This is a genomic window from Methylobacterium sp. FW306-05-D (assembly GCF_058782155.1).
This window is the reverse complement of record NZ_JBYSXL010000002.1, coordinates 128,682-150,946: the sequence shown is the minus strand read 5'-3', so window position 1 is coordinate 150,946 and position 22,265 is coordinate 128,682. Positions and strand designations below refer to the sequence as shown.

At 69.8% G+C, this 22,265-nt stretch carries 23 protein-coding genes and 1 tRNA gene; 10 read left to right on the top strand and 14 right to left on the bottom strand.

Annotated features, from left to right (window positions below):
* The first annotated feature begins 5 nt into the window (after positions 1–5).
* The 3 genes from fliI (at position 6) to AC3WLN_RS01980 (ending at position 3,065) form a co-directional block, all read left to right on the top strand.
* Positions 6–1,361 carry a flagellar protein export ATPase FliI gene (gene fliI / locus AC3WLN_RS01990; protein WP_492479211.1) on the top strand — a complete coding sequence of 452 codons (1,356 nt, stop codon included), beginning with the start codon at positions 6–8 and terminating at the stop codon, positions 1,359–1,361.
* 92 nt (positions 1,362–1,453) lie between these two features.
* Positions 1,454–1,861, top strand: coding sequence for a flagellar export protein FliJ (gene fliJ / locus AC3WLN_RS01985; RefSeq protein WP_463769713.1), 408 nt, complete (start codon positions 1,454–1,456; stop codon positions 1,859–1,861).
* Positions 1,862–2,015: 154 nt separating this feature from the next.
* On the top strand, positions 2,016–3,065 hold the full coding sequence (locus tag AC3WLN_RS01980) for a putative bifunctional lysylphosphatidylglycerol flippase/synthetase (RefSeq protein ID WP_492479210.1): 1,050 nt from the start codon (positions 2,016–2,018) through the stop codon (positions 3,063–3,065).
* Positions 3,066–3,183: 118 nt separating this feature from the next.
* On the opposite strand, the gene flhA is transcribed toward AC3WLN_RS01980, so the two are convergent.
* The 3 genes from flhA to AC3WLN_RS01965 form a co-directional block, all read right to left on the bottom strand.
* Complete coding sequence (gene flhA, locus AC3WLN_RS01975) at positions 3,184–5,349, bottom strand: flagellar biosynthesis protein FlhA (RefSeq protein ID WP_492479209.1); 2,166 nt, start codon at positions 5,347–5,349, stop codon at positions 3,184–3,186.
* Positions 5,350–5,462: 113 nt separating this feature from the next.
* Complete coding sequence (locus AC3WLN_RS01970) at positions 5,463–6,707, bottom strand: KpsE/RkpR family capsule polysaccharide export protein (protein ID WP_492479208.1); 1,245 nt, start codon at positions 6,705–6,707, stop codon at positions 5,463–5,465.
* Positions 6,708–6,800: 93 nt separating this feature from the next.
* Positions 6,801–7,454 carry an ABC transporter ATP-binding protein gene (locus AC3WLN_RS01965; RefSeq protein WP_463769705.1) on the bottom strand — a complete coding sequence of 218 codons (654 nt, stop codon included), beginning with the start codon at positions 7,452–7,454 and terminating at the stop codon, positions 6,801–6,803.
* Positions 7,455–7,698: 244 nt separating this feature from the next.
* Between AC3WLN_RS01965 and AC3WLN_RS01960 the strand changes: the two genes are divergently transcribed.
* The 4 genes from AC3WLN_RS01960 (at position 7,699) to AC3WLN_RS01945 (ending at position 9,169) form a co-directional block, all read left to right on the top strand.
* Positions 7,699–7,788 (top strand) — tRNA-Ser (locus AC3WLN_RS01960).
* Between the two features lie 86 nt (positions 7,789–7,874).
* The gene (locus AC3WLN_RS01955; RefSeq protein WP_492479207.1) at positions 7,875–8,276 is read left to right on the top strand and encodes a hypothetical protein; all 402 of its coding nucleotides are present in this window, start codon (positions 7,875–7,877) and stop codon (positions 8,274–8,276) included.
* A 30-nt stretch (positions 8,277–8,306) separates the two neighbouring features.
* Positions 8,307–8,570 (top strand): hypothetical protein, encoded by a 264-nt coding sequence (locus AC3WLN_RS01950; RefSeq protein ID WP_492479206.1) that lies wholly within the window; start codon positions 8,307–8,309, stop codon positions 8,568–8,570.
* On the top strand, positions 8,567–9,169 hold the full coding sequence (locus AC3WLN_RS01945; protein ID WP_492479205.1) for a hypothetical protein: 603 nt from the start codon (positions 8,567–8,569) through the stop codon (positions 9,167–9,169). Before AC3WLN_RS01950 ends, AC3WLN_RS01945 begins: the two co-directional genes overlap by 4 nt.
* A 6-nt stretch (positions 9,170–9,175) precedes the next feature.
* On the opposite strand, the gene AC3WLN_RS01940 is transcribed toward AC3WLN_RS01945, so the two are convergent.
* From AC3WLN_RS01940 to AC3WLN_RS01905, 8 genes are all read right to left on the bottom strand, one after another.
* On the bottom strand, positions 9,176–9,520 hold the full coding sequence (locus tag AC3WLN_RS01940) for a hypothetical protein (RefSeq protein WP_492479204.1): 345 nt from the start codon (positions 9,518–9,520) through the stop codon (positions 9,176–9,178).
* Positions 9,521–9,571: 51 nt separating this feature from the next.
* Entirely contained in the window at positions 9,572–9,742 is a 171-nt protein-coding gene (locus AC3WLN_RS01935; protein ID WP_492479203.1) for a hypothetical protein, read from the bottom strand.
* Between the two features lie 49 nt (positions 9,743–9,791).
* The gene (locus tag AC3WLN_RS01930) at positions 9,792–10,232 is read right to left on the bottom strand and encodes a hypothetical protein (RefSeq protein WP_492479202.1); all 441 of its coding nucleotides are present in this window, start codon (positions 10,230–10,232) and stop codon (positions 9,792–9,794) included.
* The gene (locus tag AC3WLN_RS01925; RefSeq protein ID WP_492479200.1) at positions 10,229–10,714 is read right to left on the bottom strand and encodes a lysozyme; all 486 of its coding nucleotides are present in this window, start codon (positions 10,712–10,714) and stop codon (positions 10,229–10,231) included. The genes AC3WLN_RS01930 and AC3WLN_RS01925 overlap by 4 nt, the downstream gene beginning before the upstream one ends.
* The gene (locus AC3WLN_RS01920; protein ID WP_492479199.1) at positions 10,711–10,938 is read right to left on the bottom strand and encodes a DUF7940 domain-containing protein; all 228 of its coding nucleotides are present in this window, start codon (positions 10,936–10,938) and stop codon (positions 10,711–10,713) included. The genes AC3WLN_RS01925 and AC3WLN_RS01920 overlap by 4 nt, the downstream gene beginning before the upstream one ends.
* 93 nt (positions 10,939–11,031) lie before the next feature.
* Positions 11,032–13,155 (bottom strand): hypothetical protein, encoded by a 2,124-nt coding sequence (locus tag AC3WLN_RS01915; protein ID WP_492479198.1) that lies wholly within the window; start codon positions 13,153–13,155, stop codon positions 11,032–11,034.
* Positions 13,156–13,228: 73 nt separating this feature from the next.
* Entirely contained in the window at positions 13,229–13,645 is a 417-nt protein-coding gene (locus AC3WLN_RS01910; protein WP_492479196.1) for a hypothetical protein, read from the bottom strand.
* Positions 13,646–13,653: 8 nt separating this feature from the next.
* Positions 13,654–14,808: a hypothetical protein gene (locus tag AC3WLN_RS01905; RefSeq protein ID WP_492479194.1), complete on the bottom strand. Its 1,155-nt coding sequence runs from the start codon at positions 14,806–14,808 to the stop codon at positions 13,654–13,656.
* Between the two features lie 218 nt (positions 14,809–15,026).
* On the opposite strand from AC3WLN_RS01905, the gene AC3WLN_RS01900 reads away from it, so the two are divergent.
* The 3 genes from AC3WLN_RS01900 to AC3WLN_RS01890 all read left to right on the top strand — a co-directional run bounded on the left by AC3WLN_RS01900 (position 15,027) and on the right by AC3WLN_RS01890 (position 16,256).
* Positions 15,027–15,269 carry a helix-turn-helix domain-containing protein gene (locus AC3WLN_RS01900; RefSeq protein WP_492479192.1) on the top strand — a complete coding sequence of 81 codons (243 nt, stop codon included), beginning with the start codon at positions 15,027–15,029 and terminating at the stop codon, positions 15,267–15,269.
* Between the two features lie 128 nt (positions 15,270–15,397).
* Positions 15,398–15,652, top strand: a complete 255-nt coding sequence (locus AC3WLN_RS01895; RefSeq protein WP_492479191.1) for an amino acid transporter — start codon at positions 15,398–15,400, stop codon at positions 15,650–15,652.
* A gap of 367 nt (positions 15,653–16,019) precedes the next feature.
* Entirely contained in the window at positions 16,020–16,256 is a 237-nt protein-coding gene (locus AC3WLN_RS01890) for a hypothetical protein (RefSeq protein WP_492479190.1), read from the top strand.
* Here AC3WLN_RS01890 and AC3WLN_RS01885 read toward each other — a convergent pair.
* From AC3WLN_RS01885 to AC3WLN_RS01875, 3 genes are read right to left on the bottom strand one after another with little or no spacing between them, the layout of a single operon-like run.
* A complete protein-coding gene (locus tag AC3WLN_RS01885) occupies positions 16,239–19,538 on the bottom strand; it encodes a hypothetical protein (protein ID WP_492479189.1) in 3,300 nt (1,099 codons plus the stop codon). The two genes, AC3WLN_RS01890 and AC3WLN_RS01885, sit on opposite strands and share 18 nt — an antisense overlap.
* The gene (locus AC3WLN_RS01880; protein WP_492479187.1) at positions 19,538–21,583 is read right to left on the bottom strand and encodes a hypothetical protein; all 2,046 of its coding nucleotides are present in this window, start codon (positions 21,581–21,583) and stop codon (positions 19,538–19,540) included. Before AC3WLN_RS01880 ends, AC3WLN_RS01885 begins: the two co-directional genes overlap by 1 nt.
* Positions 21,580–22,263 (bottom strand): hypothetical protein, encoded by a 684-nt coding sequence (locus tag AC3WLN_RS01875; protein ID WP_492479186.1) that lies wholly within the window; start codon positions 22,261–22,263, stop codon positions 21,580–21,582. The genes AC3WLN_RS01880 and AC3WLN_RS01875 overlap by 4 nt, the downstream gene beginning before the upstream one ends.
* Between the last annotated feature and the right edge of the window lie 2 nt (positions 22,264–22,265).

The following is a 22,265-nucleotide window of genomic DNA, read 5'->3' as shown; positions in this document are numbered from 1 at the left end:
CGCCGATGACCGACCGGGACCCTGGCGTCGCACGCTTGCGCCTGGCTGACGCACGCGGCGCCCTCGACGGAATCCAGGTACTGGAGACCTACGGGCGGGTGGTGGCGATTCGCGGCCTGCTGATCGAGGTGGCGGGTCCGGTGGCGGCGATGCGTCTCGGCGGACGGCTCGACATCGCCGTCGAGAACGGCCTCGGCGCCGTGCCCTGCGAGATCATCGGCTTCCAGGGGGACCGGGCGCTCGCCATGCCGTTCGGGTCCCTGGAGGGCGTGCGGCGCGGCTGTCCCGCGATGGTGCGGGACGAGGCCGCGGGCGCGGTGCGTCCCTCGGCGGCCTGGCTCGGCCGGACCATCGACGCCCTCGGCCGGCCGATCGACGGGCTCGGGCCGCTGCCCTCCGGCCCGGCGATCTATCCCCTCCGGGCCGACCCGCCCCCGGCCCATGCCCGCAGGCGGGTCGGGCCGCCCCTCGACCTCGGCATCCGCTGCATCAACACCTTCCTGACCATGTGCGCCGGCCAGCGCATGGGCATCTTCGCGGGCTCCGGCGTCGGCAAGTCGGTGCTGCTCTCCATGCTCGCCCGCTACACCGCCGCCGACGTGGCGGTGATCGGCCTCGTCGGCGAGCGCGGCCGCGAGGTGCAGGAATTCCTCCAGGACGATCTCGGGGCCGCCGGCCTCGCCCGCTCGGTGGTGGTGGTGGCGACCTCGGACGAGCCGGCCCTGATGCGGCGCAACGCGGCCTACGTCACGCTGGCGATGGCCGAGTACTTCCGCGATCAGGGCGCGCAGGTCCTGTGCATGATCGACTCGATCACCCGCTTCGCCATGGCCCAGCGCGACATCGGCCTCGCGGCCGGCGAGCCGCCCACCGCCAAGGGCTACACGCCGACGGTCTTCAGCGAGTTGCCCCGCCTGCTGGAGCGGGCCGGACCCGGGACGGGGCAGGGGGCGATCTCCGGCCTGTTCACCGTGCTCGTCGAGGGCGACGACCACAACGAGCCGGTGGCCGACGCGGTCCGGGGCATCCTCGACGGCCATATCGTGATGGAGCGCGGCATCGCCGAGCGCGGGCGCTACCCGGCCATCAACGTCCTGCGCTCGGTCTCCCGCACCATGCCGCGGGCCTGCGACCCCGAGCACCTGCCCACCGTCCGCCGGGCCCGGCGGCTGCTCTCGACCTACGCGGACATGGAGGAGCTGATCCGGCTCGGGGCTTACCGGGCCGGCGCCTCGCCGGAAGTCGACGAGGCGATCGCGCTCATGCCCGAAATGGAGGCTTTTCTGGGTCAGGGTAAGGAAGAAGCAACTTCGATCGGCGAGGGTTACCGTCGCCTGGCAGAGATCGTCGGCGCCCCCTGAGGGGAGGCCCCGACACCGTCTCCCGAAGCCGGGCCCGGGGCGCGGCCAGTCGCGCACCGGCGAGCCGTGCGTTGCGTGGAGTGAGACCGCCCATGAAATCCCGTGACACGTTGATCCGGCTGCGGCGCTTCCAGGTCGACGAGAAGCGTCGGCGCGTGACGCAGATCGAGATGATGAAGGCGGACTTCACCCGCATGGCGATGGAACTCGACCGCGAGGTCGCCCATGAGGAGAGCCGCGCCGGCATCTCCGACCCCGCGCATTTCGCCTATCCGACCTATGCCCGGGCCGCCGCCACCCGCCGGGACAACATGCGCCAGTCGGCCGCCGCCCTCGAGGGGCAGCTGGCCGAGGCCAAGGCCGAGCTCGGCGAAGCCTTCGAGGACCTGAAGAAGATCGAGATCCTGGACGACCGCGAGCGCAACGCCGAGCGCGTGGCCGAGGCCGCCCGCGACCAGGCCGCCATGGACGGAATCGGCCTGTCGCGCATCCGCGCCTGACGGAGGCACCGTGCCGGCCCCGGGGATGGCCGGCACGAAACCGTCATGATCCCGTGGGAAGAGCCTCCCTGCCGGGGCCGCGCGGAACCTTGCTTGCGATGGCACGCGTCGTCGTGCAGGGAGGGCCCCGAAGAAGGGGCTCGTCCGAACCACCATGAAGAAGATCAGCGATTTCATCTGGCCGATCATCGGCCTCGCCGCCGTCATCGGTTCGGGCTACCTGCTCTACAAGGAGCTGGCGGGCATCTCGGTGGCGGAGATCAAGGGCAGCTTCGCCGCGATCCCGGTCCATCGCTTCCTTCTCGCCGCCCTCTCGACCCTCGTCGCCTACGCCGCCCTGGCCTGGTACGACCGGATCGCGCTGCTGCATCTCGGCATCCGCCACATCTCGTGGTTCTTCGTCTCGGTCTGCTCCTTCACCACCTACGCGCTCTCCCACAACATCGGCGCCTCGGTCTTCTCCGGCGCCGTGGTGCGCTACCGCGCCTACACCGCCAAGGGCCTCTCCGCCGCCCAGGTCGCGGTGCTGGTGGCCCTCTGCTCCTTCACCTTCGGCCTCGGCACGATCCTGCTCGGCGGCTTCGTCCTCACGGTCCTGCCCGATACCCTGACGCGCCTGAACGGCTACCTGCCGGCGATCCTGACCGACCCCGCCACCGCCCGCATCCTCGGCGCCGGCCTGCTCGGCTTCGTGGCCCTCTACGTCGCGGGGTCGCTGCTGCACCTGAAGCCGCTGACGATCCGCAAGTTCAAGCTCGAATATCCCCGCCCGCGCATCATGGGCCGCCAGCTCATCGCCGCGCCGCTCGAACTGCTGGGCGCCGCCGGCATCATCTACTTCGCCCTGCCGGAGGCCGGGAATCCGGGCTTCCTCGTCGTGCTCGCGGTCTTCCTCGCCTCGTTCTCGGCGGCCCTGGTGTCGAATGCGCCCGGCGGCCTCGGCGTGTTCGAGCTGGTCTTCGTGGTGGCGATGCCCGACATCGCCCGTCCCTCCGTGATCGCCGCCCTGCTGGTCTTCCGGCTGTTCTACTTCTGGCTCCCGTTCCTGATCTCGGTGGTGGTCGTGCTCATGTACGAGCGCAACCGCCTCGCCTCGGCCCTGAGGGACCAGCCCCACGACCCCTCCACCCCGGAGGCGCCCTTCACCGCCCCGGGCCTCGACGCGCACGCCATCGAGCGCCGCATGGAGAAGAAGCCGGTCTGATCCGCCGGGCGCTCCGCCGAGGTCAAATGCTCCTGGGCACGGCGCCGAGGGCCAGCCGCCGATCTCCCGTCCGGGGGGTTCGGCGACAGGCCCTTCTCGTTGCCGGAGGCGAGCCGGGTCAGACCGAGCCCACGGTCCGGAGCCGGGCGCGGGGATGGATCTCCGCTTGGCTCATCACCGGGGTCTCGCGCCGGAAGCGCTCGATGATCGAGCGCACGAAGGGCCGGGCCTGGACCGAGGTGACCAGCACCGGCATCTCGCCCATGCGGGCGGCGGTCTCGAAGCGGTCGCGCACCGTGTTGACGAATTCCGAGAGGCGCGAGGGCTGCATCGCGAGGTAGCGCTCGTCGCGCTCGCCCGCGATCGATTCGAGGAAGGCCTGCTCCCAGGCCGGCGACAGGGTGATGATCGGCAGCATGCCGTCCGGCCCCTGGTACTGGGCGCAGATCTGGCGCCCGAGGCGGGCGCGGACGTGCTCGACGATGTCGCGCGGGTTCTTCACGTGGCCGGCGACCTCGGCGATGCCCTCGATGATCGCCCCGAGGTCGCGGATCGAGACCCGCTCGGCCAGCAGGAACTGCAGCACGCGCTGGATGCCGGTGGTGCCGATCTGGCTCGGCATCACCTCCTTGAGAAGCTCGGCATGCTCCTTCGAGACCTCGCGCAGGAGCTTCTGCACCTCGACGTGGTTGAGGAGCTCGGAGACATGGGCCTTGATGATCTCGGTGAGATGGGTCGAGACCACGGTGGCGGCGTCGACCACCGTGTAGCCCTTGAGCTGGGCCTGGTCGCGCAAGCTCGCGTCGATCCAGGTGGCGGGCAGGCCGAAGGTCGGCTCCAGCATGTGCTGGCCGGGCAGCTGGACCTGCCCGCCCATCGGGTCCATCGCCATGAACTGGCCGGGGAAGATCTGCCCGGTGCCGGCCTCGATCTCCTTGACGCGGACCACGTAGGCGTTGGCGTCGAGCTGGACGTTGTCGAGGATGCGCACGGAGGGCATGACGAAGCCGAGCTCGGCGGCGAGCTGCCGGCGCAGGGCCTTGATCTGGTCCGTGAGGCGGTCCTGGCCCTCCGGCCCGTTCACCAGGGCGAGCAGGGCGTAGCCCATCTCCAGCTTGAGGTCGTCGAGCTTGAGGAGGTCGGTGACGGTCTCCTCCTTGGCGGCGGCCGCCGCGGCTACCGCGGAGGCGTCCATCGGTGCGCCGTCGGCGTCGAGGGGCGGCGCCTCGCGGGCGATCTTGGCGAAGTGCCAGGCGGCGTAGCCGGAGGCGCCGGCGAGCGCCAGGAACGGCAGCATCGGCATGCCGGGCAGGAGGGCGATCAGCACCATCACGCCCGAGGACATGCCGAGCGCCTTCGGGTAGTTGGCGAGCTGCTTGCCGAGGGCCTTGTCGGCCGAGCCCTTCACGCCCGCCTTGGAGACCAGGATGCCGGCGGCCGTGGAGACGATGAGCGCGGGCACCTGGGAGGCGAGGCCATCACCGATGGTGAGCAGCGTGTAGGACTTGGCCGCCCCCAGGAACGGCATGCCCTGCTGGGCGACGCCGATGATGATGCCGCCGATCACGTTGATGAAGGTGATGAGCAGGGCCGCGATCGCGTCGCCGCGAACGAACTTCGAGGCACCGTCCATGGCGCCGAAGAACGAGGATTCCTCCTCCAGGGCGGCGCGGCGGGCTTTGGCCACCTTCTCGTCGATGAGCCCCGCCGAGAGGTCGGCGTCGATGGCCATCTGCTTGCCCGGCATCGCGTCGAGGGTGAAGCGCGCGGCCACCTCGGCGATACGGCCGGAGCCCTTGGTGATGACGACGAAGTTCACGATGATCAGGATCGCGAAGACGATGATCCCGATGACGAAGTTGCCGCCCATCACGAAGTTGCCGAAGGCCTCGATGACGTGGCCGGCCGCCGCCGTGCCCTCGTGCCCGTGGCCGAGGATGAGGCGGGTGGAGGCGAGGTTGAGGGCGAGGCGCAGGAGCGTCGCGACGAGCAGCAGGGTCGGGAAGACCGTGAACTCGAGCGGGTTGTCGATGAACAGCCCGGTCATCATGATCAGCACCGAGATGATGATCGAGACCGCGAGCAGCAGGTCGAGCAGGAAGGCCGGCAGCGGGAAGATGAGCACCGTGAGGATGCCCATCACGGCGGTGGCGAAGAACAGGTCCGTGCGCTTGGAGAGCGCGTTCAGGTTGGCCCGGTTCGGGATCGCGAAGCTCGCGAACTGTGCGAGGCTCCCTCCCGAGCCCCCCGCCGGAGCCGGCGCGGCAGCAGCCGTCTCGCTCATCGTCACCCTCACTGCCCCCGAGGTTCGGGAGCCCGGCAAGATTTGCCGGGCGCAGGGTTAGCGAAGGGTTAACGCCGGGCCGCCCATCGCCGGGCGCGGCCGGAAACCCTCCGTCAGGCGAGGTATTTGCGGGTGACCACCGCCAGGGCGAACACCATCGCGGCGCCTCCCGAGATCAGGCAGATCATCAGCAGGCGCCGAGGCTCCTGCGAGGATTCCGGCTTCACCGGCTCGACGATCATGCTGAAGAACTCGATCTGGCGCTCCGCGATGATCCGGGCACGCTCGTTCGAGGCCAGCACCTTGGCGAAGTACTTCTCCGCCTCCGTGCGTTCCGTGTCGTAGGCCTCGAACCGGGTGAGCGCGTTGGCCAGGATGCGGCGCTGCTCGGGGTCCTCGCTGGCCGACTGGCGCTCGATCCGGGCGATGTTGTCGTCGAGGTCCTTGAGCTGGGCCTTCATGTCCTGGATGCGCCGGGTCTCCGGCGAGAGGTCGCGCTGCCCCTGGATCAGCTGGACCGCCAGGTTGATGCGGGCCGTCCGGAGCTCTCCCAGGACCTTGAGGTTGCTCTCGTTCGTCTTCTGGGCGTCGAGGACGCCGTCGCGGTTGCGCAGGGCCGCGACCTCGGTGCGGATCTTCATCATCCGCTCCTCGGCGCGCTTCAGCTCGCGCTGGCTCTCGAGAACGGCATCCTCCCGGGCCCGGCCGCTGAGGGCGTTCACCATGCGCTCGCTCTCGGCCAGGATCGCGTTCGAGAGGTCGAGGGCGTCCTGCGGGTCGAAGGCGTTGACGGTCAGGCTGATGATGCCGGAGCCGGACTCGACCTTGGGATGCACCCGCTCGTGCCAGTACTTGACCAGCTTCTCGATCGGCTTGTCCGGATTGAAGCGCGAGAAAAAGTCGATCCCGGAGCGGGAGAACATCTCCCGGAGGGGATACTTCTTCTCGATGATCTCGATCATCGGCCGGCTGAGGATGTAGTTGGTCGCGATCAGGGTGTCCTGCGCCACCATCTGGCGGGTCGGAGAACCCGAATTGGTGCCGACCTGATCGGGCGAGGCCTTGTCGACGTTGCCCAGGGCGGGGCGCAGCGCGAAGCGCGATTCGACGACGAAGCGGTCAGAGGCGATGAAGCCGTAATAGGCGATGGCCGCCAGGGTCGGGATCAGGAAGCAGACGACGAACAGAACCGGGATCAGCGCGTCGGTCTTCACGTGGCTCTGGTAGGAGCGGATGCCCTTCTTGCGGTCGGCGAAGCGCGAGACGCGGGCGATCTGCTTCAGGGATTCCGCGACGGCATTCGAGCGGTCGGCCGTGGTGAGCGGCTGCCCCTGCGGGTTGCGGATCTCGATGCTCATGCGCCCCGGTGTTCCATGTCGTCCGGCCGTCCGACGGCTACGATACACCCTTTGCACCGGCCGCGCGGCAAAACCGTGGCCGGCCCGCGCCCGTCAGGCGTTCAGGCGGCGATAGACCTCGATGGCGTCGTCGATGTTCTCGTAGACGATGGCGCGCCCGTTGATGATTACGATGCCCTGCTGGCACCAGGTGCGCAGGGTGTCCATGGCGTGCGAGACCATGATCACGTCGGCGTTCTCGCGGCGCGCCGCGAAGGCCTCCTCGCAGCGCTTCTGGAAGCGGGCATCGCCCACCGCCGTCACCTCGTCGATGAGGTAGCAGTCGAACGGGATGGCCATGCTCATGCCGAAGGCGAGGCGCGAGCCCATGCCGGAGGAGTATGTCCGGATCGGCACGTCGAGGTAGCTGCCGAGCTCCGAGAAATCCTCGACGAATTCCAGCACCTTGCGCGGGTCCTCGCCGTAGATCCGGGCCACGAAGATGATGTTGTCGCGCCCCGTCATGGCCGGATGGAAGCCGCCGGCGAAGCCCAGCGGCCAGGACACGCGGGTGGTGCGGACCACGCGGCCCTTCGTGGGCATCTCGGTGCCGGCCAGGAGGCGCAGGGAGGTCGACTTGCCGGCGCCGTTGATCCCGAGGATGCCGTAGCTGACGCCCGGCTTCAGGGTGAACGAGACGCGTTCCAGGATCGTGCGGCGATGGCCGTCCGTCCGGTAGACCTTGGTCACGTTGTCGAAGCGGATCACGGCGGAGAACGGCTCCCGGGGCCTTGCGGCGGCGCGACGCCGCCCCGAGCGCATCGGCCGCAAAAGCGGCGAATCTGAGAACCGCCGCGCCGCGCCCGATCCCCGGACCTCCGAAATCGCGACGGATTCGACAGCTTTGCCGTTCGAAGGCTTGCACGCTGCCGGTGCGGCTTGTACAGGACGCCTCCCGGCGCCTTCGCGAAGCCCGGCCGCCCCGGCGGCTGCGAGACGCGATGCCGGGACCGGAGGGGTGGCCGAGTGGTTGAAGGCGCACGCCTGGAAAGTGTGTATACCGGAAACGGTATCGCGGGTTCGAATCCCGCTCCCTCCGCCAGCGGCCACTGTTTCCCTTCGTAAATTCGGTTCTTCGGGGGTGTCACCCCACCGTTTACCCCACCAGCGAACGGCGCGAGGCCGTACGTGACGGACGAACCAGGCGCCGCGCCGATGCCCTCCACGCCCAAGATCGTCCCTGCCGACCCCGCATTCTGGCGCAAGGCCTTCCTCGACCTCCGCCCGAGCGTCGTCCCCTGTCCTGGCTTCACGCTCCAATCCTGGGGCGGCACGCACGAGGCATGCGTCGACTTCCTGGATCGCTGGGCGGATGAGGCCGTGGGCCTCGGCTGGACGACGCTGGAGTGCTTCGGCGTGCACCCCGAAGTCGGCACGATCCGCGTCGACTTCTGCGGCGCCATGGTGCTCAGCGGAGAAAAGGTGTCAGCCGTGCTTAACGATCGGATCGCGTTCGAGCGGACCACCTATCGGCGCGACAAGCCGGGCCGGCCCAGCGGCGCGGTGCCGCTCTGGGCGTTCGGGCGGTGACGTTGGCGCACCGCGTGCTATCTCATCGGCATGGCTGACAACCCCACGACCGGCGAACTCTACAAGGCAAAGGCCATCCTCGAAGACGAGGTTGTCGCCGCGGTCGACGTCTTCATGCGCGACCCGACCGTGAGCCTTTTCCGGTTCAACGACGGGCACAGCCTGGATGTGGCCGCCGCCGTGAAGGCGCATCCGTGGTCGAAGGCGACGGTCGCGAACAAGGAAGCGACCGAGCATCTGCGCCGCGCCGCCGTGCGGACCGCGATCCTGCTGGCCCGGCCGGAGAAGCCGTGAGCGACGAACCGACCCCTTGGCACGAGATCACCACCGACGCCTATCACCCGCGCAACTTCCCCGATAGCAAGGCCGGCGCGGCGTGGATCGAATCCAGCCGGCAGATCCGCGAGCTCCTTGAGCGCCAGCATGCCGGGGAATTCCGGCTGCGGCTGATCCTGCGCGAGGCGGTCGACCTGAAGCGCGGTCCGAAGGTCAATCCGCAATGGATCTGGGACTACGATTTCGGGCCATCCGCCATCCTGAGCGTGATCGAGATCGTCATCGAGACGAAGGATGGCCGCCGGCATCGTCAGGAGCGCTTGGCGCCCACGGTGTCCACTGCGCCCGCGGCACCCGCTGTACGCCGCTTCGCGCGCCCCTGGTCCGTGAAGGAGGTCGCCGAAGCCTACGTCGTGCAGGATGCGTCAGGCTTCCCGATCGCCTATCTGTATTTCTGCGACGACGAGCAGCGCCGATCCTCGACCGGGCGCATGTCGAACGACGAGGCCCGGCGGATCGCCGTGAACATGGCGCGCCTGCCTGAGCTGCTGGGCATCGCTGAAACGACGAAAGCCCCGGAGCCGAAGCTCCGGGGCCCTGTGGACGGCGGTGGATAGCGGGGATCAGCGCTTCGTGGCGCGCTCCTGCCGGGTCTCGCGCAGCAACTCGATCATCATCGTCATCTTCTCCTCGATGCGGCCGAACCGCTCCTCGAGCTTCGGGAGCCGGTCGCGGTCGCGCTCCAGGCTTTCGAGGCGGTTGGTCAGCATCGCGTACCGCTCGTCGGACCGGGCCGTGATGCGCCCGTCGCTGTCGACCAGGGCGTTCAGCCGGTTGTCGATCGTGGTCGTGTAGGTCCCGGCCCAGAACACCTGCCCCGCGAAGGTGGCGAGGAATCCCAGGCCGACGAGCAAGGGCATGCGCCGCGGCAGCACGACGTGCCCCTCGGTATCGGAGATGCTGTTCATGACGGCCCCCAAGGCCAGCGGCGCGCCGGTGTCCGGTCGCGCGAGGGAGGATCAGCGCGCCAGGTCGCGGCGGACGCTGTCGATCCAGAAGACGGCGCGGGCGCCGCAGGCGGTCTTGGCCCGGTCGAGCGCCTTGGCCTCGCCGATGATCCGGACCACGTCGCGCTTCGTCAGGGCGCGATCGGGGATCTCGGGGAAGGACCGGCGCAGGCACTCGGCCACACCGTCGGGCGCGGCCGGGAGCGTGACGCGGACGTCCGACCCTGCGCCGCTAGAGTGCTCGCAGGCGCCGAGCGTCGTCGCGAGTAGTGCAGCGGCGATCCCGCTCCGGATCGTGGTCCATGTCATCGAGCAGCTTCCTGAGTTTCCGGTTGGTCTCGTCGGCCGCGGCGAGGTCGCGCACGGCCTGGATCGCCACACGGTCGGTGATGTCCTTCGCGACCTTGGTCCGGGTCTGCTCGGCCGCGAGGGCCCGGGCCGCCTCGCGCGCGAAGGCCTCGTGCGCGCCTCTGGCCTGTCCGGCCTGGAACAGCGCGGCGCCGACCAGCAGGGCGAGCCCGGCGCCGATCAGCGGCCGACGCAGGAAGCCCGGCAGGTAGGCCGTGCCGAGCAGGGCGAGCAGGATCAGTCCGAGCCCGCCCGCGCCGGTCAGGAGCGAGACGAGCGAGAAGGCGGTCCAGCCGTTGGCGAGGATGGTGAAGAGGGCGGTCACTTCAGGCCCTCCAGACAGAGGGCCGTCTCGCGGGCGCGCCGGGCGGTCAGGCCCGGGACGACGCGCCCGCCGGCCTTGTTCCAGTAGCCCATCGCCCGGCAGGCCCCGGGGCGGTCGCCGGCGTTGTAGAGCCGGACCGTGGTCGAGCCGCAGAACCCGCCGACCCCGACGTTGTAGGCCATGGACGTGAAGGCCACGAGAGTCCGGTCGCTCATCGGCGCCTTGACGCAGTGCTCGACCTTGCCCGCGAACTCGTCGAGGCGGCGCAGCAGCAGCGCGTCGCACTGCTCCTTGGTGTAGGTCCGGCCCATCACGGCGCCCTGGGTCTCGCCGTAGCAGTAGGTCGGGACTCCGACGATGTCCTTGTACGTCCGCAGACGCAGGCCCTCGTCCTTGCCAACGTTGACGATCGCCATCAGCCCGGCGGCCGTGGCTGCGAGCGCTCCACCCCACATGCCGGTCTTCCTGGTGAGGCGGCTCATGCGTCACCCCCGTCCGGGAGCGCTTTCTGCGAGACGAGGCGCGCCACGGCCGCCGCGATCGTCACGGCGCCCGAGAGTGCGGCGAACCACCCGGCCGGGATCGGGGGGCTGCCCGCGAGGCACGACAGCGCGACCTCGATGCCGGACAGGGCGACGGCGAGCGCGGCCAGCCGAACGCTCCAGGCGTGCCGAAGCACCGCCCGCCAGTTGGACTTGAATTTCACGGGGATGCTCCGCGCATGAAAAAGCCCGCTCGAGGCGGGCGGGACGGACGGAAGGTCAGGCGTGCGGGCGCCCGGAGCCGGGGGCGGTTGCCGCTAGATGGTGCGCGAGATCTCGTACCAGTTGCCGAAGGCGCCCCGCAGCCGAAGCGTGGAGGTGCCCCGATTCCCGGCCTGGAAGGCGACGCCGTTGGCGAGGAAGATGTTGCCGCCCTCGACGACCTGCGCCGCCCCCAGGAAGGCCAGCGTGATCTCGCGCTCGTCGGCGTTGTCCGAGCCGAGCGTGATCGAGATGGGCACGCTGGTCGTGCCGTCCGAGAACACGCAGGCCGGGGCCGAGCCGTAGACCGTCGCGCCGGGGGAGGCGTAGGCCCCGATCAGGTTCCGGAACGCGTCGATGACCGGGGTCACCTCGGCCAGCGACGAGGTCGGGTTCGATGCGAACGTCGCCCCGGCCGTCGGCTCCGCACCGCAGACCTTGCCGGCATAGAAGGCCTGGCCGCGGGTCTTCAGCGTGTTGATGATGCCGGTGCCCGATATCTGGAAGCTGCCACCGGCGTCGGGGATGATCACCGTCGCGGCCGACGCGATCGTCCGCTTGAAGGACAGGCCGGTGAGGATGCGGTTGCGGTATATGCGGGTCGCCGCCGCGCTCCCCAAGGCGACGATCTCCGCCGCCCCGAAGTCGTTGATAATCAGGTTGTCCTCGAAGATGACGCCGCCGAAACCATTCACCACCTGGAAGCCGACCATGGCCGCGTTGCCGATGGCGATCGTGCAGCCCCGCACCACCAGCGCCGCGCCGCGCCACGGGAACCAGTTGAAGGAATTCGCTCCGTCATAGGCCGAGGCCAGGATCTCGGCCCCGCCCCCGGCCCCGCCGTTGTTGTCGAGCGTGCAGCCGATGACCTGCACCTTGATCGTGGCGCCGAGGTTGAGCCCGATGCCCTGCTTCTTGCCGGTCGCGGGGTTGAGCCAGCCGTTGTCGGCGATCGTCAGCCCCGAGATCGTGCCGGAGATCGAGCCGCCGGCGTCGAGCCCGTACTGCCCGGTGTTTCCCGTGATGGAGCCGCCGCAGATCGAGAAGCGGCGCGAGGAGATGTTCACCGCCCCGTAGGCCGAGCCGCTGCCGCATCCCGAGATCTGCAGGCTTCCGATCGCCACCCCGTCCGCCTGGACCGACAGCCCATGGAAGGTGTGCCCGGACGCACGCAGGCCGTTGATTAGGATCTTCGCGTGGACGTAGCTGGTCTGGCTGAACAGGTGACCGTTCGGGCCCATCGCCGCGGTGTTGCCGAGCATGGACAGGCCGATGCCGGCCCCGTGCGTGACGATGTCGGTGAAGGAGATCAGCGTCTCGGTCGCGCCCGCGAACGGAAGCACCTGGTTGTCGAGCGCAATGTCGGCGTAGCGATGGTTCGTGGAAGTGATGCCGCTGAATGCGAGGTTGCTCGATCGCTCCACGAGCACCCCGGTGAGGGTGCGGGGCGTCACGCCGCCCACGCCGCGGACCGTGACGTCGTCGATCCGGCTTTCGGTGCCGAGCGCGCTGTCGACGCAGTCCGCGATGTGGAGCCCGACGCCGAGATTGCCGCCGTCGATCGAATGGTGGCCGCGCAGGCGCAGTCCGCCCAGGCTGAAGTCCGAGCAGCCCGAAACATAGAGGGCCGTCCCGCCAACCGTCTGATTGTCCGCGTTGGCGTCGATCGTCAGGTTCAGCAGGGCGAAGCCGGCGATGGCCGCCGCCTTGACCGCATAGCGCCCGGTCGCGCCGGCGACGCGTCGCAGCACCGCGCCGCGCCCCTGGCACTCGTAGGTGACGCCCGCCGCGAGGGCGGCCTCGTCGACGTCGTAGATGCCGGTCGGAATCCGCACGTTCTGCGCGGCCGCGGATGCGCGCTGGATCGCACCGTTCCAGGTCTGTTCGGGGGCGAGCTTGCGGAAGCGCAGGTCCGTGATGCTCACCGTCTCGGCGAGCTTGTCGCCGATCGGGTTGCCCGGGGCGGTCAGGGTGGCCAGTGGCACGTCCTGGGGCGCGGCGGTGTCGCCGGTGGCGTTACCCTTGATCGTGAGGGTGGCCATCGGAGCCAGGGCCGTGTTGTCGGTTTCCCCTTCCGCGAGATCGATCTGGAGCGCTGCGGCGCCGATGCGGCTGACCCTGGTGCCTCGCCCCTTCCGGAAGTCGACGGGGAAGGTGGGCTTCTGCGGATAGGGGGGCATGCGCGGGGCTCCGGGCAACAAAAAACCCGCCGGGCGAGGGCGGGTGGAAGCGGTCAGGCAGGGGCGGGAGCGATCAGGCGAAGGCGATCGGCTCGTCGAAGATCTCGGCCGTCTCCGGACCGATCGTGATGCTGATCCGGACGTCGTAAATCCCGGGCGCGAAGCCGAGCAGGGACCCGGCCGGGAACAGCACCTCGACGATGCCGGGGTTCAGGGCCGCCAGGGTCCCGGCTGAGAGGGATGCGGTCAGCATCGGCGCCGGATCGCAGTACCCATCCGCCGACCCGAAGGCCGGACCACACCAAGCCTGGTGCCGGATCGGCGGGCGCCGCGTCACGGTGAGGACGACGTCGGATGCGGAGGCGAAGTCGATCAGCCCGTCATCGGTCAGGTCGGTTCGCCCATCGGTGCGGGCCGTCCGCAGGATCTCGCGAAATCGCCACTGGCCCCGGCGCGAGACCGAGCCGAGCGTGTTCAGGTAGGAGGCCATCGCAGCGCTCAGAGCTTGAGGTAGAAGGTGCCGAGCCGAGTCGGCTGCATGGTCCGGTGCGGCACGCCGCCGTCCGGGTTCGAGATCGGGACGCCGAACGTCTTCGTGCCCTGCGGGTTGGGCGTGGTCTGATATGGTTCGGTGGCCGTCCACATGTTGTTGGCCACGTCGCCCGTGCCCTGACGGATCGGAACGAGTTCCGCGTACTTCACCCCGACCTGCGCCGGGAAACCCACCTCGACCGTTCCATCCGGCAAATCGGCCGGAAGGTGCTTCAGGGACAGCGCCTCGACGCAGTCGCCGCCGATCCCGCCCGGCTCCTGGGCATCGTAGAAGTACGAGAAGCGGGCCGGCACGGTGCCCGTCGTGCCGACCGAGGCCGGGGACGACATCGTGATCGTGTTGCCGGTTCGGCCGGTCACCTGGGTGCCGCGCGGGACGCCGTCGGCCTGGATGGTCATGTTGAGCGCGATGCGGTCGCCGGAATTCACCGTCGCGACGGGCGAGCCCGCCGAGAGCGTGAGCTGCGCCGAGACCTGCATGCGGTTGGCCGGGGCCGAGCCCATGTCGTCCAGACCGGCCGCGACCAGGCCCTGCATGGTCGGGATCATGATCTGCCGGCCGGCGGAGAAATCTTCCGCGGCCGAGACACCGCGCCCGCCGATCACGGATGCGACACCGTCAGGGAAGGTGTTCCAGAGGTAGAGGAACAGTGCCTTGGCGCTGGCGTTGGCGAGCTCGGTCGCGCCCGAGCCGGCCCCGCCGATCGTGCGGGTGTTCATCCGGACCCAGCCGGCCTGGATCGAGGCGTCGAGGCGCCACTTGATGTCGCCCGTCACGGCGACGGCGGTCGGGTCGATCGGCGCGTCGGAGCCACCATCGCTCACCACGGCCTCGCCCAGGCCGTCGTCGTTCCAGAGCAGGTCGCCGTAGGGCCCGAGCACCTCCTCGCGGTACAGCCCGGCCGGGAGGTAGACCCGAGGGAAACGCCCGAATCCGTCCGCCTCGACGGGCTGCGTCCAGGGCTTGGTCAGCGCCGCATCCTTGTAGACCGTCAGCGGCGTGGTGGTGCCGCCCGCATAGAAGTTCGCCCGCGGGATCAGCAGGGGGCGCCCGGAATCGTCGAGCACCTGCTGCCGCGAGAACGGCCAGGACACGGTCATGCAGGGGTGCTCCGGAAATGCAAAAGCCCCGCGCGGAGGCGGGGCCTTGGGCAGCGCGGCGGTTCGCTCGCGCGCGTCTCGGGACGGTGGTTGTTTCGGGCGGATTGCCCGTCGGGTCAAGGGGCGTCGTCACGCCCATGTGTTCCTGCCGACATGGATTGCTGCGTCGCGGCAAGCTAGAGCGTGCGATGCAATAGTGCGACCGCTCCCGAACTCCGATGACGATCACGGCCCTGCAGATCCGTACCGCCCGGCAGCTTCTCGGCCTCTCGCTGGTCCAGTTGAGCAGGGACGCCAGCATGGCCCCCAGCACCTTGAGCCGCTTGGAATCGGGAGTATCGACTCAAAAGCTGACGCGGTTGATCGTGCGGCAGGTCCTGGAAGCTTATGGTGTCGAGTTCCACATGGATGGAAGCGTGAGCGCCAAATCTAGCCGTCGGGTGGCCGGCCAGCGCCCTTGAAGGGTGCGAAACTTTCGCAGGCTCAGGTCCGGAAAGTTTCCGGGGCGCAGCCGCGAATACCATGGGCGCGAGCTCCTTCGTATAGGAGAACCGACGTGTGAGTTCTCGCTACCGAAAGGAACTATCGCTTGGCCCCTGACGAACTGGAACAGCGCAAGAAACTGATCGCTAACGAGCGTGCGAAGCTGACCGCGACCTTCCTCAACGGTGTGGCGGTTGCCCTGATCGCGGTCGGAGCGCTCGCTCCATCCCTGTCACCGAAGCCGCCGGTAGCCCCATCCGACGCGGCTCTGACGATTCAGGCGCTGACCGCCCTCAGTTGTCTGATCACCGGTCTGAGCCTACATCTGATCGCACGTCTGTTTTTGAGGGGCCTGCGATGACCCACGGCTCGGAACTCATCCAACTCGCCTACATCGTCGCCGTCCTGGTAACGGTCGGTGGCGGTGCGCTCCTGTTCGCTCGCCGCGCGCACTGAACTGCGTGCGATGATCCTGCTGCACATCTGCCGCCGCTCCGAAGCTCACTGATGCCCCGCTGGTCCCGCTTTCTCCCCGCTGTGCTCGTCTACCTCCTCGCGATGGTCGCAGCATGGTGGGTAGTGCAGGCGTGGGCTCCACGGTCCAGCAGCGCATCCCCTGTGTTCATGCTGGGCATGTCGCTGGCGCTGCTACTGCTCTGCACCCTCGCGACGATCATGCTCTATCGCCACATCGTACGGGCGTACCCCCTATCAGGTAGGCGGCGCTGATGCCCCGCTGGTTCGTCGTCGCCCTCACCCTCGTGCTCTACGCCGCCGCCATGGGCCTCGTCTGGTGGGGGCTGAAGACGTGGGGCGGGCCGGCGCTGAGCAACTTCTACGACGCCGCTGGCGGCTCCGCCTCGTGGTTGGCGCTGGCGCTTATCCTGGCAATTGTCGCAGCCGGCGTCTTCTGGCCTCGCACTCCAGATGGACGGATGCGGCGCCTCCTACCGCGCCGAGACTGACGCGGGCGCCTGAACAGCTGAGGACACGCCGCGGTTCGTGAGCAGCAGCAGCTTGGTGGTCAGCAGCTCGGCGCTGCGGCTCCCCTCCTTGGCGTGCGAGAGCGAGCGCAGGTACGGGATCGCCTTCGGATCGGTCAGGATGCGGGCGATCGCCTCACCGTCCTTCAGCATGCGGCGGTCCTGGAGGAGCTCCTTGCCGGCCCGCTTCGCCCCCAGGACCGCGCCGCCGGCCGCGCCCTTCACCCCGCCAACGCCGGCGCCAGCCGCGGCGCTCGACGCCACTTCGGTAATCGCCTTGCCGATCGGGCCGGTGCCCTCCTTCAGGCGCTGGCCGATCACGGTGTTGAAGTAGGTATCGGAGCCTTTGACTGGCTTCCAACCGGTCGCTTCCATGGTGGTGAGCATGCGGTTGAGGCCGCCCCACACCGCATCGCCGCTGGGCAGCGCTCGGATCGCAGCCTCAAGGTTTAGGCGCTGCTGACCGTTCCCGCGAACCGCCGAGGCGAAGCCGGCGCCGCCGTACTGGCGGGCGATCCCCTTCACTTCCTCGGTCGCTTCGTTGAACACACGCTCCAGGTAGAAGCGCACCAGATCGCGGGCCGCGCCCGGGTTGCTCCGGGCCAAGGCCTGGACCGCCGAGGCGACTTCGCCGTGTGAGCCGACATCCGGGTTCGTCGGGAAGAGGGCCTCGACGGCAGCCTTCACATCGGGGCGTTTCGCGATCTGCCCGAGCGGCGAGCGCTCCACTACCTCGCGCCCCTCGTGCGCCATCGCGAGGGCGCGGAGCCGCTGACGTGCTTCCGGCAGCTGCACGAGCAGGTCCTCGTTTCGACGCATCGCGGCGCGGATCGAGGTGGCGGAGGCGCCGCCCTCGCCGGCGGAGACCTCGTCGAGGATCCGGGTGACCTCGCGGGCTTGGAAGGCACGGCGTGCCTCGGGCGTGGCGTTCGCTAGGAACTCGCGCGCGGCGGTGGCACCCTGGAGATTGCTCGGCACCTGTTCGGCCGGCGTTGCCATGCGACCCGTGTCTGCGTCCCGCTGCACGACACGGCTCAGCGGCGTGTTGCCCTCGAAGGGCTCCAGAGGACGGGAGTTGGCCGCGAAGTTGGTGTCGGCCCGGGCGACTTCGGGTACCGCCTTCAGCTCGCCGTCCAGCGTCGAGCGGGCGATCTGCAGGTCGCGCATTTTGGTTCGATCGCCAGCCTCGCGAGCAGCCTGAATCCGATAATCCTGCCGCTCGCGGGCCTTCAGCTGACCCTCGACGGTGAGATCAATCTGCCCATCCGGTCCGTGCAGATCCTTGCGGAACTGCATAAGTTCGCTCCGAACATCTCCCTTGGCCGTGCGAAGTGCCTCATCAACTGCGTCGAGGGCGGCCTGCGGGTTCACCTGCCCGAACCGAACGCTCGGGATCTCTTCCGTGATCGTGGTCGATTTCACGTAGGGCTCAAGCGGCCCCTTCATGCGGCTGACGACGTGCTCGTAGGCGTCGAGCGGGTCGGGGATCTCGCCGCGCATCACGGCGCCGACCACGCGGCTCCGGATGTCGGGATGCACGCCGGCCGGGTCGATCCCGGCGCGGGTCAGGTCCTCGTTGAGGCGGGATTCCGCCGTCGAGAGCGCGGCGTCGTATTCGTCGCGACCACGGCTCGCCTCGGAGCGACCGCGGGGGCGGCCCTGGGCATCCATCGGGTAGGACGGCACGCCGCGCTGTTCGTTCTGCAGCTTGCGCAGCAGCTCGGACGAGATGTCCCGCGCCATGCCGCCATCGGCGTCCGGCCGGAAATACCCCTCCTCGATCAGGCGCTCGCGCCAGAAGTTGTCGAGGCTCTTCCCATCGGGCCGGGCGACCTTGCCGACGCCCGGCACGGTGAAGCGCTGGAGGTCCGTCGCCGCCGCGTCGCCGTCCAGGCGCAGACCGCCATTGCGCGCGATGAAGCGCGCCAGGCTTTCCGGTCCGGGTTCGGTCGCCACGGCGCCGGGGCGCTCGAACGGCTCCACCGGGCGCGGCGCATCAGCCTCGAACTGCGGGCGCGAGTAGGCCGGCTGGGTCACGACCGGCTCGCCCGGCCGCTCGACCGTGACGGTGCCCTCGACGCCGACGTTCTCCGGGGCGGCCCGCGCCGCCGCATAGTCGCCGTCGGCCTGCACCTTGCGGGCCGCCTCGCGCGCGTCGGCGACGCCGCGCATCTCGCGTTGGATCACCTGCCCGGCCTGATCCTGGGTGACGCGCGGGCCGGCGGCCTGCTGCGCCCGGATCACGGCCTGTCCCTCGGGCGTGGCGGCGACGCCGGCCTGGGCCGCTGCCTGTACCGTGCCCCCGAGCGCGGTCGGCGCCTGGTTCTGCGGTCCGATCCCGTCGAACCCGGCGCGACCCACGTTGTCGATCGAGGCCGGCCGGCCGGCATAGAATTCGTTCATGATGCGGCCGCCCTCGCCGCCGGAGTTGCCGACGACCCGGGCGAGCTGCGAGGCGCGCGTGGCCTGGCCGCCCGTGACCGCGTTCAGCGCCTCGTCCAGGGTCAGGTTCACCCCGCCGCCCGGCAGGTTCTTGGCCTGCTCGATTAGGTACTGCGCTGAGGCGAGGTCCTTGTCCGAGATCCCGTCCAGCGCCTCGGTCACCAGGGCCTGGCTGCGCCCCTTGCTGCTCAGGGCGGCGACGCCCTTGCCGACGAGCGCGCCGACGGCAGGGCCAGCAGCACCGAGCGCGCCACCGAGGCCCGCACCAACGAATGTCTGCTTGCCATCGCCATCGGATCGGACCGCGCTATCCGCGCCACCCAGAGCGGCACCGGAGAGCAGCGAGGCTCCCATGCGGACTGGCAGCGAGCCCGCGCCAGCCCCGAATGCGGCCGGGGCCGCCGCCACCAGCGGCAGGGTGCCGGCGACGCCGCCGACGAACTCGCCCAGCCCGGCAGCCTTCGGGTTCTCCTTGGCCGTGGCCTCGCCGAACTTCTCGACCCGCTTCAGCTCCTCCGGGAAGGTGGTGCCGTTCTGAAGCGTCCGGACCGCGGCGACACCACGATTTACGCCGCCGAGCAGATACGGCCCGATGACGGGCACGCCTTCGATGATGCCGCGGCCCACCGCGGCCGAGCCGTCGCCGGCAACGCCATCGGCGGGGAAGTCGCCAGTCTCGGGCCGAGCCGGAGCGGTCGCCTCGACCTTCGGCTCGACCGATGCCTTGAGACGGAACGCAGCCCAGTCGTCCACGGCCGGCGGAGCGGCATCGGCGGGAAGCACGGAAGGCTTGCGGAACGCGGCCCAGGCATCGTCGCTCATCAGGGCACCACTCCTTCGGTACCGTCGGGCAGGATCAGGCGCGTCCCCGACGGGTAGCGCTTCATCACGTCTTCCGGCTTCATCTGGGGCGTCACGCGCACGGGGAGGGAGTTCCGGGGTTCGGCCGGCTTCGGCCCACCTGGTGCGCCATCCTGCTTATAGTAGGTCCCGCCGCGCATGTCCTCGGCGCGACGCTGGTTGAAGTCGAGCCGCTTCTGCGCGAGCGCGATACCGCGGTCGAAGATCTTCTGGCGCACCGCGTCCGGCTGATTCACCGAGCCCTGGATGTCCAGCAGGATCTTGCGCTCGCCCTCGGTCGGGTTGCCGCCGAAGATGGCTTTGAGCTGGCCCAGCGCATTCGTCGTGACGACGTTGTGCAGGTCCTGGGTGGCGATGCCGTCGTCGCTTCCGAAGATGCTGGTGATGGTCCCACGTGCGCCCGCGGTCGGCCCCTCGTAGGCCTGTTTCGACAGCGTCTTGGCTTGGCCCAAGGCCTCGATCGCGGTCTGAGCCGAGAGCACGCCCTCGTCGGCCTCCTGGATGGCCTTTTTGTCGGTGGCGGACAGGTCCTGGTCGCGCCCGATCTTGCCCGTTCCGACGTAGGCCTGCCACGCCGGCGTGCCTTCCTTCAAACCGAGCCCGGCGGCCTCCCGCTTCCGGGCCGCGACCTGCGCGGCGATCTTGGCGCCTTCGTCCTTCGTCTCGGCCTCCCTGTCGGGGGCCGTGAAGACGGGCTGACGCGCACGCGGATCGTAGAGGGTGGTCCCCGGCGCGACGCTCTGGAGCTTGTCGGCGTCCTTGTCGGGACCCTGGTAGATCACCTGTCCCGTCGCCGTGTCGACCACGGCATTGCCCACGGTCGCCGTCGAGCGCTTGGCTTGGCCCACGGGCACGATCTGGGCCGTCTTCGCGTTGAACAGGACCGGCTGGTCGCCCATCGACGAGAGCGTCCAGGCGCTGTCCTCGCCCTTCAGGACCGAGCCATAGATCTGGGTCGCGATGGCGCGGGTGTTCGGGTTCCGCCACATGGCCTGCAGGGCGGCCATCTGCTCCGGCGAGGACCGGGTCGTGCGGGTGCCGAAGCCCGCGAAACCGGCCGCTGCGGGGGCGGCAGGCGCGGCCTGCCCGGGGATCTGGAACTGCGCCGGCACCGCGTCGGCGGCCGGCATGTCGGCCTCGGCCGTCGCGGTGCCAGGCGTCATCCCCATCCGCTGCTCCAGCGCCTGTGTCTGGGCCTCGTTCTCGGCGACCTGGACCGGGCGCTGGGCGGCGAGAGGCGAGGCCGCCGCCACCATGCTCGGCACGCCGCCGCCGGGCGCGGGCAGGGTCGGGACCTGCGCAGGGCCGCCGCCGGCGAACCGGCCGGTGCGCTCGGCATAGACCGCGCCCGCCGTCTTGGGCCGCCCGTCCGGATCGAAGAAGATCGAACGGTTCGCCCGCGCCGCGCCGGGCGACACGAAGGCCACCGCGGGCGCGTCCGGGTTCGACATGGCGCCGGCGATGAACTTCGGGCCGCCCGCCTCGCCAAGGAAGTGCGAGACGTAGAGGTTGCCCGGGTTGATGGGGATGCCGGCCGCGGTCAGGGCCTTCGCGTTGTCGGCCGTGAACGCGGCCATGGCGCGTTCCTGCTGGTCCGGATCGCGCCAGCCGCCGGGCTGGAGGCCGAGGTCGGGGTGACGCTTGGCGACGCCGGCCCAGGTCGAGTCGGTGAACTGATAGCGGCCCTTCGCGGTCGAGTTCGGGTTCGCGGCCAGATCGTTGCCGCCACTCTCCTTGGCGCGGGTCGTCGCCAGATAATCGCCCATCGCGCCGTCGGTGGCCGCGAAGGCCGGAACGGACCGGCCCGGTGCCGGACCCTGCCCGATCGTGCCGAGCGTGGTGCCGGGAACGGGCGCGGCCGCGCCGCCGGACGCCGCCCTCATGTAGTCCGAGATCAGGTTCGGCGCCTCGCGCTCCAGGCGGCTTTTCTCGGCCGCATCGTAGGAATCGTCGAACGACTTCCCGATGCCCGTAATCATCGAGAAGATGCTGGGGCCGCCGCTCACTTGCCGCCTCCGAAGATCGAGAAGGCCTTGCCGAGGCCGCCGGCCACGAGGTTCGCGCCGCCGAGCAGGGCCTGGAACGTGTTCTCGTTGGCCCGGGTCTCGGCCTCGCCCACCTTGTAGGCGCCCTGCGCGACCGCGTTGCCGGCGTTGACGTCGATCCCGGCCTTGCCCGCGCCGGTCTGGTAGGCGAGGCCGCCCAGCGTACCGAGGGTCCCGGCCTCTCCCGTGGTCGCGGCGAGGGTCTTGCCGTCGTAGCCCGACAGGTTCTGGAGCCAGGTGTTGAAGTCCTGCGAGGCGAGGCCGGACGCGAACTTCATCGCGTCCGTATCCGCGTTGCCCGAGGCGAGCGTGCCGTTCACGGCGCGGGTGCGCTGGAGGCCCTGGAGCCCCTGATCCAGGTTGAACGTGTACCCGGGCGTCGCGGTGTAGGCCGAGCGGGCCGCCTTGCTGGCGTCCTCGCCGTTGATGCCCAGCGCGTCGGCGTAGAGCTTCGAGCCGGCGCCGTACCCGGCCGCGAGGTTGCCGAAGAGGCCGCCGGCCTGGCCGTACAGGTTCGCCGCGTTGTCGTAGCCCTGGTCGAGCTGATCCTTGCCCTGGATCTGGCCGGTCTGGATCGCCTTCGCGGCGGTCGCGACGGCGTCCTTGGTCGGCTTCGCGCTGAACGCGCCGAATAGGCCCATGG

Bases quoted from the DNA above. Each gene is read 5' to 3' on its own strand.
- AC3WLN_RS01970 (WP_492479208.1), bottom strand. From the start codon at position 6,707: ATGAGCATCGAGATCCGCAACCCGCAGGGGCAGCCGCTCACCACGGCC.
- AC3WLN_RS01925 (WP_492479200.1), bottom strand. From the start codon at position 10,714: ATGAGCCGCCTCACCAGGAAGACCGGCATGTGGGGTGGAGCGCTCGCA.
- AC3WLN_RS01900 (WP_492479192.1), top strand. From the start codon at position 15,027: ATGACGATCACGGCCCTGCAGATCCGTACCGCCCGGCAGCTTCTCGGC.
- AC3WLN_RS01940 (WP_492479204.1), bottom strand. From the start codon at position 9,520: ATGAACAGCATCTCCGATACCGAGGGGCACGTCGTGCTGCCGCGGCGC.
- AC3WLN_RS01915 (WP_492479198.1), bottom strand. From the start codon at position 13,155: ATGCCCCCCTATCCGCAGAAGCCCACCTTCCCCGTCGACTTCCGGAAG.
- AC3WLN_RS01950 (WP_492479206.1), top strand. From the start codon at position 8,307: ATGGCTGACAACCCCACGACCGGCGAACTCTACAAGGCAAAGGCCATC.
- fliJ (WP_463769713.1), top strand. From the start codon at position 1,454: ATGAAATCCCGTGACACGTTGATCCGGCTGCGGCGCTTCCAGGTCGAC.
- flhA (WP_492479209.1), bottom strand. From the start codon at position 5,349: ATGAGCGAGACGGCTGCTGCCGCGCCGGCTCCGGCGGGGGGCTCGGGA.
- AC3WLN_RS01980 (WP_492479210.1), top strand. From the start codon at position 2,016: ATGAAGAAGATCAGCGATTTCATCTGGCCGATCATCGGCCTCGCCGCC.
- AC3WLN_RS01910 (WP_492479196.1), bottom strand. From the start codon at position 13,645: ATGGCCTCCTACCTGAACACGCTCGGCTCGGTCTCGCGCCGGGGCCAG.
- fliI (WP_492479211.1), top strand. From the start codon at position 6: ATGACCGACCGGGACCCTGGCGTCGCACGCTTGCGCCTGGCTGACGCA.
- AC3WLN_RS01885 (WP_492479189.1), bottom strand. From the start codon at position 19,538: ATGAGCGACGATGCCTGGGCCGCGTTCCGCAAGCCTTCCGTGCTTCCC.
- AC3WLN_RS01890 (WP_492479190.1), top strand. From the start codon at position 16,020: ATGCCCCGCTGGTTCGTCGTCGCCCTCACCCTCGTGCTCTACGCCGCC.
- AC3WLN_RS01875 (WP_492479186.1), bottom strand. From the start codon at position 22,263: ATGGGCCTATTCGGCGCGTTCAGCGCGAAGCCGACCAAGGACGCCGTC.
- AC3WLN_RS01905 (WP_492479194.1), bottom strand. From the start codon at position 14,808: ATGACCGTGTCCTGGCCGTTCTCGCGGCAGCAGGTGCTCGACGATTCC.